The following is an 11,921-nucleotide window of genomic DNA, read 5'->3' on the forward strand; positions in this document are numbered from 1 at the left end:
AACAAAAGAATTAGGTGAACTAAAATCTCTTAACAAATAGGATTTACCATTAACAACAGCAACAAATTTATACTGTGTATTAGTAGAACCAGTAACTGAAGTAGTGTACTTAACACTATTACCTAGAGAAATAGGTGAAGATTTATCAGTTGTCACACCGGTAATATTAAATGGTGCAGATACTACAAGGGAGAGTTCCTTTGATACAATTGAACCTGTAGTAAGATTTTTAGCATAAGCAACAACTTTATAGTTTTTAGCACCAGAAGGTTTAAAAACAAAAGAATTAGGTGAACTAAAATCTCTTAATAAATATGGCACACCATTAACAACAGCAACAAATTTATACTGCGTACTAGTAGACCCAGTAACTAAAGTAGTGTACTTAACACTATTACCTAGAGAAATAGGTGAAGATTTATCAGTTGTCACACCGGTAATATTAAATGGTGGTACAGATACTACAAGGGAGAGTTCCTTTGATACAATTGAACCAGTAGTAAGATTTTTAGCATAAGCAACAACTTTATAGTTTTTAGCACCAGAAGGTTTAAAAACAAAAGAATTAGGTGAACTAAAATCTCTTAACAAATAGGATTTACCATTAACAACAGCAACAAATTTATACTGTGTATTAGTAGAACCAGTAACTGAAGTAGTGTACTTAACACTATTACCTAGATAAATAGGTGAAGATTTATCAGTTGTCACACCCGTAATAGTAAATGAAGGAGTAATACTAACTTTCTTAGTATCATAAGTATCTACAGCAATCTTCCAACCTGTAGTAGCATCTGCTAATTTAACACACATATTTAACCCGTTTGCTACAAGCTTTGATGAATCAGTAGTAGTTTGTAAATTAAATGAGCCAGCTTTAAGAGCTTTGGCTTGAATTACAAATAGTTTTCCAGAAGCTGCAAAGCCAGCTATATCACCTTTCAGAGTCAAGCCTATGCTTACAACTCCAGTAGTATCTGGTAATTCTGTTTTTACCACTTGATTGTACACTTTACCTGAGGCTTCAAAGACATTACCTTTAGTAATATTTAATATTTGTAACATGCTAGCATCGTATTTAAAATCTACAGATGCGCCATAAAGGTCAGCTATGTTTTCACAATTTACATAAATGTTAAAAGTTTGTCCAACTTTTATGGAGCTAGAATCTAGAGAATAATAAATTTTGCTTGCAGTTGCGGCATTGGCTTTTGTACTGCCAAAAGTCAAAATGAAGGTTAATAGTAAAAATGACAACATAAAAATAGTTATTTTTTTAAATTTCAAAATTCCACCCCCTGAATATAATGTATAATGAAGACTTTTTAAATATTTGATCATTTGAATTATGTAAAAATGATGCAAAGTACACAAATAAATACTTCCATAAGTAAGCTAACTATATTATAGCATGTGTATAATAAATTGTGATAGATATAATGTAAATTAGTTAATTTACATATTGATGGGAATTGAATTATAGAAAAGTAATATTTTCAAACGATTATTAAAGGGTATGTCATATATAATTATAGGTTTAATAAAAATTTACTATACTGTTAAGAACTATTTTAGTTTAGAAGATAATAAGCTTGTGCATGCAAAAACAGAAAAGCTTGGGTATACTCCTAGCGATGTTACTATTGCACCTTTTGTAGTAGTTCCATTGCCTTGAATGCCGTATTATTTTATGAAAAAAGTAATATTAGGTTTTTTATGTTTTATATTAGTTGAGGGTGATATCTATGTTCTCATGGTTCGGATGGTGGTACACAATGATACAAATGCAGATTTAATTATGTCTTAGAAAATGACATCATGCCCCTAGGCTCATGTACACAATTATCTAATTCAGGATGGATAGCTAGTTGGATTGCTAATAAACTCTAATTGCATCATAGGATTCTATGCCGCAACAACTTCAGCATTACAAAATAAAGGATAAAGCCTACAATAATTGTAGGCTTTATCCTTTATTTAATGTGTTTTGCTATTTATCACATGTCATATTAGCATACTCGTGAAGTCCATATTTGTAACCCCATGTTGAGTTATTATCTATTTTGTTATGCTGATTTTCATTACTAGTTGAATAGACACCACTCTTAGCTATAATTCCACTGCTTGAGGTGATTTTATTCGATCTTATTGTTATGTATTGAGGCTGAGATATTCCGCATGAATCAAGTAATATTGCATTACCTTTTTCCGCAGATTTAATATCATTTTTACCGTTTGTATTTGCTATATAATTATTTGTTATAAAACAATTTGAACTTCCGGATGTTATGGAAATACCACTATTTCTTGCAGATAATACTTTGTTTTCACTAGCTGTGGTTCCTGTTGTAGTAAACAGAGTTATTGCTCCCAGATTACCAGTGCCAGCTAAAGATTCTTCTACGGTATTGTTTTTAACAGTGTTGTTATCAGATTGCCATACTTCTATTTGATTAAATCTGTTGTTTTTAGAAGTATTACCTATAAGAGAATTTCCACTGCTGACCTTTTTGCTGCCACCATAAATTGTGATACCCTCTTGCCCATTACCCTGGGACAAATTATTGCTTGCTACAGAATTTGTTGTACCTTTTCCAGTTGCTGAATTGTAACCGAAGATTATACCTTGGCCACCACTGTTTTTTATAATATTGTTTGTTACAGAAACTTTAGTTCCATTCATGCAGTAAACATGACCAGCTATTTGTTCTTTTGCATAGCCGTCAAAAGCTTTAGCATTATTAAAATTGTTATTATCTATTTTAATATTAGAACTATCTTTATCGATTAAAACTCCAAATTTGTGCACATCGTAAAAATATGAATTTTTAACGGTGGAGTTACTTGCTCCATAAAGATTAACTGCAGCATAACTAATGTTACTTGTGAATCCACAATTTATTACGTTAAGTCCTTTTTTATATAATACACTTATTGCAGCGCCGCAGTACTGAAACTCTATACCTTCAAAGGAGTTATCATTACCAGACCAAAATAATGTGTTATTACCTGTGCCTTTAAATTTTACATTGTTGTTTGCACCTATTAATTTTATTCCGTCTTTTAATTCAATGGCGTTTTCGAATTTGTATGTACCTTTTGGTAGCATTATTTTTGTGCCTTTTGGCTGTGCGTCTATCATTTTTTGAAAATTACTTGATGTATCTGTTTCGCCCGTTAGATCCAAGTCATATTTCCCAGCATCTAATGTAATAGTACTATTAGTAGATGCTGTAGAATTTTTAGATGATGATAAATCAATAGCTTTTGTATTAGTTACAAAGGAACTAGCAGTTGATAAAGAAATTAATATAACTAGCGTTGTTATTCCTTTTTTAATGTTATTTTTTAAAATATCAATTCACTCCTTCATTTCGGGGGCAAGGCAATCTTGAGTGTTTTTATTTATATATGTTTCGGTAGTTCAACACTACGGCTGTCGCCAAGAGTTTTTATGGTTGTAGTCGAGCAAGTTCATTTATTGGTTGCTTATGCTGATGGATAAGAATGAACTTCTCCGAAGTGAATTGCAATAAGAGGCGAGAAAAGATTAGAAGTTCTTAATGCGATTTCACGTTTCGAGCTCGGTTGCAAGTCAGGTAGGAGAAGTGGCCTATTCGCCACATGTATCAAGAGCATACCAGTGAACTCCATATTTATAGCCTGTTACTGTGTTGCCACCTATTGTGTTATGGTGATTGGTGTTGGAAGTTGAATAGACACCACTTTTGGCTATAATTCCATTACTTGAGCTGATTTTATTATTTTCTATTGTTATGTACTCAGGATCAGCTATTCCATTCCAGTCAAGTAATATTCCGTTACCTTTCTCAGCTTTTAAATCACCACTTCTATTTGTATCAGCTATAAAATTATTTGATACGGTTGTGTTTGTAGTCCCGGCAATTATGGCAATACCATTACTTTGCGCAGATAATACGTTGTTTCCTGTAACAGTAGTTCCAGTTGTAGCAAACAGACATATTGCTCCTAAACTTCCACGACCAAATATTGATTCTTCTACTGTATTCCCGCTAACAGTGTTGTTATTTGATTGCCATATTTCTATTTGATTAAATCTGTTATTTATAGATGTATTGCCTATAACGCTATTTCCATTACTAACTTTACTACTGCCACCATAAACAGTGATACCTTCTTGACCATTTCCTACGCATTGATTATTACTTGCCACGGAACTTGTTGTGCCTTTTCCAGTTGATGAATTATAACCGAAGATTATACCTTGCCCACCGCTGTTTTTTATAATATTGTTTGATACTGTTATTCTAGTTCCATTTAAAGAATAAACATGTCCACTTATCTGCTCTGCGGCATAACCACCAAAAACAGAAGCATTATCAAAACTATTGTTGTCGATTGTAATATCTGAACTATCGTTATCAATTAAAACTCCATATTTACGTATATCCCAGAAATATGAATTTCGAACAAAAGAATTGCTGCCGCCATAAAAATTAATCGCTGAAAAATCAATATTTGTAAATCTGCAACCATCTACAGTAACTCCAGTTTTTTGAAAAACGCTTATTGCTGTATAGCAATTTTGAAAGTTTATACCCTGGAAAGTGTCATAATTACCTGTGGAAAATAAAGTGTTATTACCTGTCCCAGTAATTATAACATCATTAGAAGCAATTAAGGTCATATTATCCTTTATTTTAACAACATTCGCCAGTTTATACGTGCCATTTGGTAATTGAATAGTACTACCGCTAGGAAAAGAATCTAACATTTTCTGAAATTGCGAGGAAGTGTCGGTGGCCCCAGTTGTATCTAAATTATAAGTTACGGCATCTATTATAATAGCGCTAGTAGCAACAACAGATGTAGTAGAAGATTGACCTACTAGATCAGCAGCTTTAACTTCTAGAATAGAAGCATATGCACGGGTTATAAAGGGACTAACATTTGATAAAGAAATTAGTAGTATGATTGCGGTAATACGTTTTTTGATATTGTTTTTTAACATTTTTATTCACTCCTTTGGGTTTATTATTATGGATAAAATTTTACCAATAGTATATTACGTTATCGTTAATAATAGATTATTCTTTAGAGTTCATTTTGTCTTCTTCTAGTTTTAAAGCTTATTTCAACTATGGTGTGTTATACTAGTTGTAGAAAAATGTACTATTTAATACAATTATAAGAAAATATTAGAATAATTTAGAAGTAGATATTGAACAAGATCATTTGTATGTTGCATTTCCGCAGGAGATGATTTAATAGATTTAATACATACTTAGATTATATTAATTAAAAAAGAAAAATTTGTAAATTTATGAGAAAATTATAGAGACTAAAACATTGAAAACTATTACAGAAAGTCGATAGATGTCGAACGGTGAAACGTTGATATAAAAGGATTTAATGGCATATATGGTTATAAAAAATGGTTATAAAACCTTGAAATATTTAGTTAATTAATGCCTAAGGAAGTATATGGGTATTAATGCAATAAATTGGAGCGTTTTTAGGTTGTTATAAAATCGACAAAGCATTATAATGAAAATCATCATATTATGTAAATTTTTAAAGAACAAAATTGTTGGGGTAATGGGATTTGTGTTTTTAAAAAATATAAAATGGGGGGGCACATAAATGCAAGAATTAGAAAGAAATTCAAGAGTTTCGCAGGTTGAGATAACCAGTGAGTATGACAAAAACGTTGTATATTTTATGATTAAAAGAATAATTGATATTATAGGTGCTTTATGTGGGATTATATTAATGAGCCCGGTGCTAATTGTTGTTAGTATTTGGATTAAATTAGACTCAAAGGGACCTGTTTTTTTCGGTCAAAATAGGGTTGGTCAAGATTATAAGAGGTTTAAAATGTACAAGTTTAGATCTATGTGCACTGATGCAGAATGTCTACTAGAAAAGCTCAGATGCGATAATGAAATGTCAGGACCTATGTTTAAGATAAAGGAAGATCCAAGAGTAACTAAGATAGGAAAGTTTATAAGAAGGACAAGCATAGATGAACTGCCTCAGCTATTTAATATATTAAAAGGAGAAATGTCATTGGTTGGTCCAAGACCAAGTCTTCCTAAAGAAGTAGCACAGTTTACATCTTTTCAAAAACTAAGACTGATTGCTAAACCGGGGTTAACTTGTTATTGGCAGGTTAGGGGTAGAAGTGATATTGAATTTGAAGAGTGGATGGAGATGGATGTTGAGTACATAGAAGAAAGAAGTACATGGGTTGATATAAAACTTATCTTTAAGACGGTGGGGGTGCTGTTTGGGGATGAGGGGGCTAGGTAGGGGTTGAGTGATTGCAAAAATGATAGGGGGATTCATATGTTATGTGCTTTAATTATGGCAGGTGGAAAAGGAACTAGATTTTGGCCCTTGTCTACGGAAGAAAAACCAAAACAGTTCTTAAAACTTGTTGGTGAAGATACAATGATTCAAATGAGCGTGAAGAGACTTGTAAAACTTATACCTATAGAAAGAATATTTGTAGTAACGGGTGCGCGATATGCGGAGTTAGTTAAATTGCAGTTACCTAACTTGCCACTTGAAAATATTATCATAGAGCCAGTGGGGAAAAATACAGCACCATGCATAGCGTTATCAGCTTTTCATATTAATAAATTATATGAAGATGCTACAATAGCAGTGTTACCATCAGATCATCTGATTAAAGATGAAGTGAATTTCTTGGAAATATTAAATTCAGCTGATAATTTTGTGGGGAAAAATAATGATGCCATAGTAACTATTGGTATGAAACCAAATAGACCTGAGATAGGATATGGATATATAAATTATGGTAATATGAATTGTGATATAAATGGATGCCAAGTACGTGAAGTTGAAAGATTTGTAGAAAAACCAGATTTACATAAGGCTAAGGAGTATTTGAAAGATGGAAATTACCTTTGGAATTGTGGAATATTTATTTGGAAAGCGAGCAATATTTTGAAGCTTACAGAGAAATATCTGATAAACACTTTTGAAGTGTTAAGTGAAATAGCAGCAACTAGGGCAGAAGATTATCATAGAGTATTAGAAGAAAAATATAATGATGTTGATAGTATATCTGTAGATTTTGGTATCATGGAGAAGGCAGAATACATATATGTTATTCCAGGGGATTTTGGATGGGATGATGTGGGAAGTTGGGAAGCTATAGAAAGATATAGGCAGAAAGATAGCAATAACAATGTTTGCATGGGTAATGTAAAAAACTTTGATTGTAGCAATAATATTATTATTAGTAATGGTAAACCTATTGTTATCTCAGGACTTAAGGATATATTTGTAGTTGAGAGTGATGATATGATATTTGTGGGGAAGAAAGATGATATGGAGAGTATAGGGGAATTAAAAAATAGAATTATTTAATATAAAGGGGCGTATTATAAATGAAAAAAGCATTAATAACTGGAATAACAGGGCAAGATGGGTCTTATCTAACTGAGTTACTTTTAGAGAAAGGATATAAAGTTTATGGTATTATGAGAAGAAAAAGTAAATTAGACTATGGTAACATAGAGCATTTAATAGGGAAAGTTGAATTAATATATGCAGATATGACAGACATAGTATCGTTAATGAATGCTATAAAAGTTTCAGATGCTGATGAAATTTATAATCTAGCAGCACAGTCATTTGTTGGAACCTCATGGGAACAACCGATATCTACAGCTGATATAGATGGAATGGGTGTTTTGAATATTCTAGAAGCAATAAGAAATGTTAAACCTGGCGTTAGATTCTATCAAGCGTCTACAAGTGAAATGTATGGAAAAGTACAGGCTATTCCTCAAAATGAAGAAACACCATTTTATCCTAGAAGTCCATATGGCGTAGCAAAATTGTATGGCCATTGGATAACTAAAAACTATAAAGAGAGTTATGATATGTATGCTTGCTCTGGTATATTATTTAATCATGAATCTGAGAGACGTGGACTTGAGTTTGTTACAAGAAAAATTACAGATGCAGCGGTTAGAATTAAACTAGGAATACAAGACGTCTTAGAACTTGGGAATATTGACGCTAAACGTGATTGGGGTCATTCAAAGGACTACGTTAGAGCTATGTGGCTTATGCTTCAACAAGAGGAAGCAGACGACTACGTAATAGCAACAGGAGAAACACACAAAGTAAGAGAATTTGTAGAATTATCATTTAAACATGCAGGTGTAGATATTGTATGGAGTGGTGAAGGTGTAAATGAACTTGGTAAAAATAAAGCTACAGGTAAAGTAGTTGTAAAAATAAATCCTAAATTCTACAGACCAGCGGAGGTGGAACTACTTCTAGGTGACCCAACAAAAGCAAAGAAAAATTTGAAGTGGAAAACTGAAATAAGCTTTTCAGAATTAGTGAAAAGAATGGTAAATTCCGATTTGAAAAAAGTAGAAGAAGAAATCTTAAAGAACAAGTATTTCCAAGAGGTAGCTGCTACAAAATAGGAGGGGTATTTTTGAAAAAAGCTTTAATTATAGGGATATCTGGATTTGTAGGAGGATATCTTGCTCAGGAACTTATGGATAATGGTGTAGAAGTTTATGGAGCCGACATTAATAAAGGTAAATTAAATGACAATATAAAATTTATGCAAGTAAATCTACTGGATCAGGGGAGTATTATAAATGCTTTAAGTGATGTTAGGCCTGACTATATTATAAATTTAGCTGCAATAAGTTCAGTAAAGGTCTCTTGGGATAAACCTGATCTTACATTTGATGTGAATGTTAAGGGTGTAATAAATTTATTTGAAGCGGTTAGATCGGTAAATCTAAAACCAAGAGTTTTGCTTATAGGATCAAGTGAGCAGTACGGTAAAATTACGCAGGGTGAGAGAGTAGATGAAGAGTACGCATTAAATGCATTAAATCCATATGGTATATCAAAGATTACACAAGAGAAATTAGCAATGATGTATAAAGAAACCCATGGGATAGATGTTGTTTTGGTTAGAGCGTTTAACCATACAGGACCAAAGCAAAATTTAGGATTTGTTGTACCAGATTTTGCTAAGCAAATAGCTGAAATAGAAATGCTTGATAAGGAATCAACAATGTATGTTGGTAATTTAAAGGCTGAGCGGGATATTTCAGATGTTAGAGATATAGTTAGAGGTTATTATGCTTTACTTTTGAAAGGGAAGAGTGGAGAAATATATAATATAGGTTCTGGCACTGCACATAGTATGGAATATTTATTAAATAGCTTAGTTAAATTTTCTAGTAAAAAAATAAGTGTAGAAATTGATGAGAAGAAATTTAGACCAGTAGAGACTCCACGGATAGTTTGCAATAATGATAAGATAATTAGAGATACTGATTGGAAACCGGATATCTCAATGGATAAAACGTTGGAAGACACTTTTGAGTATTGGAGAGAAATTTTGGAAGACAGGAGTTAAATATTGTTTTAAATGTATAAAAACTGAGAAATATAGATTGTCATCATTGGATGTAATGTAAAATTATGTTAAGATTTAAGTTGATTTATAAGTGAAGGTTAAAATAAACTGAAATTTGAAGGTGTATATATGAATATATCGGTAATATGTCCATTATATAATGCGGAAGATTATATAGAAAAATTGCAAGAAAGTATACTAAAACAAAAGGGGGTAAATATTGAATCTATACATTATGTGCTAACAGAGAGTGAAGATAATACTGAGAATATATTAAAAGAGATACAGGCTAAATATTCCAAGATAAGAAAAGAAAAATTTTCACATAGTTTAACAAGGGAAGAAATAGCATTAAAATCAAAAGGAGATATTGTTGTATTTGTAACCCAAGATGTAATAATTATGGACGACAATTGGCTTTATAATCTAACTAAAGATATTATTAAAGGCGAATGTGAGGCAGCATTTAGCAGACAAATTTCAGTAAGTGATGGAATTGAGAAATATATACGACTCAAAAATTATCCCGAGGAATCAAGAATAGTTAGTAAAAATGATATAGAAAAATTAGGACTTATGACTTTCTTTTTTTCGGATGTTTCATCGGCTATTAGAAAAGATATATTTATAAGGTTAAATGGTTATTCCAATAAGGACTTAATTATTAGTGAGGATATGTATATAGCATATAAATTAGTAATGAATGATTATAGAATAAAGTATTGTGGTGATTCAGTAGTTGTTCATTCTCACGATTTCACACTAACACAACTTTATAAAAGATATTATGATACGGGTATATTTTTTAAAGAAAATAATTATCTTAATAAATATAAAGTAAATACTAGTGGAATCAAATTAGCAAAATATGTTATAGGAAGAGCTGTGGAAGAAAAGAATTACAAAGTTTTGATTAAAGTTATTCCTAATTTTGCTGCTAGGTTTGTGGGTATGAAAATGGGAAAGAGAAAAGCAAATTCAAATTCTATTTAATTATTATGAATAAGAAAGACTAGGTGATAATAATGAGGAAAATATATTTTAATGCAACAATATTAAATGATAAACCAACTGGGTTGGGAGTATACACCATAAATATTCTTAAGATATTAGATGAACTAAATGTAATTGATACAGTTATATTCAACAATAAAAAAGAAGAAGAAAGATATTCAGATATTTTGAAAAATTGTAAGATTACTAGTATACAGAATGAACATAGAAAAATGGTGCCATTTTTTAGAAATTATCTGTTAAATAAATTTGCGAAGGATAATATAAGAGAACAAGACTTGTTTTATTCTCCAACGCAGCACGGTATAAAGATTAAACGTGTAAAACAAATAATAACAATACATGATCTTATACCACTTTACTACCCTAGAGGTAGAATTCACCAATACTTATATTATAAATTAATGTTACCCAAGGTTATAAAACAAAGTAGCATTTTGGTTACCGATTCTCACAATACTAAAAAAGACTTAATGAATAAATATAATATTGACAGTAGTAAAATTGAAGTTATTTATGTTGGGTTCAATTCGCCATCATATGTAAATAAAGACAGAAGCGTAGCTTATATCTATGATAAATATAAGCTAAAGGATTATATTTTGATGGTTGGTGTAAATTATAGATATAAAAATTTACACAAAGTAATTGAAATATATTCAAAACACTATGAAGAAATAGGTGTTCCACTGGTAATTGCAGGTAATTGTGATAATAAATATGGTAAAGAATTAAAAAAAATGGTCGAAAATTTAAATATGCAAAATAATATAAGTTTCTTGGGTTATCTTAGTGATATTGAAAAGGATATTGTTTACCAGGCAGCATCTGTCTTTATTTATCCATCATTGTATGAAGGATTTGGAATTCCTCCATTGGAAGCAATGGCGAATGGTACCCATGTTATATGTTCAAATACATCTTCATTACCAGAAGTTGTTGATAATGCGGCACTACAAGTTGATCCTAAGAATGAAGAAGAAATATTAAGGGCGATAAAAAAGATGATTAATATAAATGAAAAAGATAGCGACATGTATTTAGAAATGGAACATGAGAATTTGAAAAGATTTGGATGGGATAAAACGGTAAATAGTATACTGTCGATTATTAACAAAAAAATGTAAGTAAGTTGGCTAGCATTATGAGATGATTGGTATTTAGTTTTATGTAGTAGAGTGGCAAGGGTATAAAAGTTATATTATTAATTTATTGTCAAAAATAAATAAAAAGTGATTATAACACTGATATATTATAGAATTATTAGTTTCATCTATCAATAAAGATAGAAGTTGAGATATTCACAATAAATAATATTGTGAATATGCGTTGTAAGATTAGTTAATCACAAATATACAAAGCAATTATAAAAAAAATAAATGCATGATGCAAAATTAGAAAGGCGAATATGATTATATTATTTATAATATCTATAATATTATTGATTTGGGTAGCTAAAATAAAAAAGATATCACTTATTTCAACGTATGGATTT

At 31.0% G+C, this 11,921-nt stretch carries 11 protein-coding genes; 7 read left to right on the forward strand and 4 right to left on the reverse strand.

What is annotated here, in order from left to right:
• On the reverse strand, window positions 1-1,287 hold a 1,287-nt coding region (locus ACREVX_RS00635; protein WP_431542116.1), incomplete at its 3' end, for a cohesin domain-containing protein.
• Window positions 1,288-1,516: 229 nt separating this feature from the next.
• Between ACREVX_RS00635 and ACREVX_RS00640 the strand changes: the two genes are divergently transcribed.
• A complete protein-coding gene (locus tag ACREVX_RS00640; RefSeq protein ID WP_431542117.1) occupies window positions 1,517-1,675 on the forward strand; it encodes a hypothetical protein in 159 nt (52 codons plus the stop codon).
• A gap of 315 nt (window positions 1,676-1,990) precedes the next feature.
• On the opposite strand, the gene ACREVX_RS00645 is transcribed toward ACREVX_RS00640, so the two are convergent.
• The 3 genes from ACREVX_RS00645 to ACREVX_RS00655 all read right to left on the reverse strand — a co-directional run bounded on the left by ACREVX_RS00645 (window position 1,991) and on the right by ACREVX_RS00655 (window position 4,993).
• On the reverse strand, window positions 1,991-3,187 hold the full coding sequence (locus tag ACREVX_RS00645) for a right-handed parallel beta-helix repeat-containing protein (protein WP_431542119.1): 1,197 nt from the start codon (window positions 3,185-3,187) through the stop codon (window positions 1,991-1,993).
• 302 nt (window positions 3,188-3,489) lie between these two features.
• Entirely contained in the window at window positions 3,490-3,639 is a 150-nt protein-coding gene (locus tag ACREVX_RS00650; RefSeq protein ID WP_431542120.1) for a hypothetical protein, read from the reverse strand.
• Window positions 3,614-4,993 (reverse strand): right-handed parallel beta-helix repeat-containing protein, encoded by a 1,380-nt coding sequence (locus ACREVX_RS00655; RefSeq protein WP_431542121.1) that lies wholly within the window; start codon window positions 4,991-4,993, stop codon window positions 3,614-3,616. Before ACREVX_RS00655 ends, ACREVX_RS00650 begins: the two co-directional genes overlap by 26 nt.
• A gap of 632 nt (window positions 4,994-5,625) precedes the next feature.
• On the opposite strand from ACREVX_RS00655, the gene ACREVX_RS00660 reads away from it, so the two are divergent.
• The 6 genes from ACREVX_RS00660 (at window position 5,626) to ACREVX_RS00685 (ending at window position 11,553) form a co-directional block, all read left to right on the forward strand.
• A complete protein-coding gene (locus tag ACREVX_RS00660; protein ID WP_431542123.1) occupies window positions 5,626-6,294 on the forward strand; it encodes a sugar transferase in 669 nt (222 codons plus the stop codon).
• Window positions 6,295-6,330: 36 nt separating this feature from the next.
• The gene (locus tag ACREVX_RS00665; RefSeq protein ID WP_431542124.1) at window positions 6,331-7,380 is read left to right on the forward strand and encodes a mannose-1-phosphate guanylyltransferase; all 1,050 of its coding nucleotides are present in this window, start codon (window positions 6,331-6,333) and stop codon (window positions 7,378-7,380) included.
• 20 nt (window positions 7,381-7,400) lie between these two features.
• On the forward strand, window positions 7,401-8,456 hold the full coding sequence (gmd, locus tag ACREVX_RS00670; RefSeq protein ID WP_431542126.1) for a GDP-mannose 4,6-dehydratase: 1,056 nt from the start codon (window positions 7,401-7,403) through the stop codon (window positions 8,454-8,456).
• A gap of 11 nt (window positions 8,457-8,467) precedes the next feature.
• Window positions 8,468-9,412 carry a GDP-mannose 4,6-dehydratase gene (locus ACREVX_RS00675; protein WP_431542127.1) on the forward strand — a complete coding sequence of 315 codons (945 nt, stop codon included), beginning with the start codon at window positions 8,468-8,470 and terminating at the stop codon, window positions 9,410-9,412.
• A 129-nt stretch (window positions 9,413-9,541) separates the two neighbouring features.
• The gene (locus ACREVX_RS00680; protein WP_431542128.1) at window positions 9,542-10,405 is read left to right on the forward strand and encodes a glycosyltransferase family 2 protein; all 864 of its coding nucleotides are present in this window, start codon (window positions 9,542-9,544) and stop codon (window positions 10,403-10,405) included.
• Window positions 10,406-10,437: 32 nt separating this feature from the next.
• The gene (locus ACREVX_RS00685) at window positions 10,438-11,553 is read left to right on the forward strand and encodes a glycosyltransferase family 4 protein (RefSeq protein WP_431542130.1); all 1,116 of its coding nucleotides are present in this window, start codon (window positions 10,438-10,440) and stop codon (window positions 11,551-11,553) included.
• The last annotated feature ends 368 nt before the right edge of the window (window positions 11,554-11,921 follow it).

The sequence above is a fragment of the Clostridium sp. genome (genome assembly GCF_050717545.1).
Taxonomy (GTDB): Bacteria; Bacillota; Clostridia; order Clostridiales; family Clostridiaceae; genus Clostridium_AD.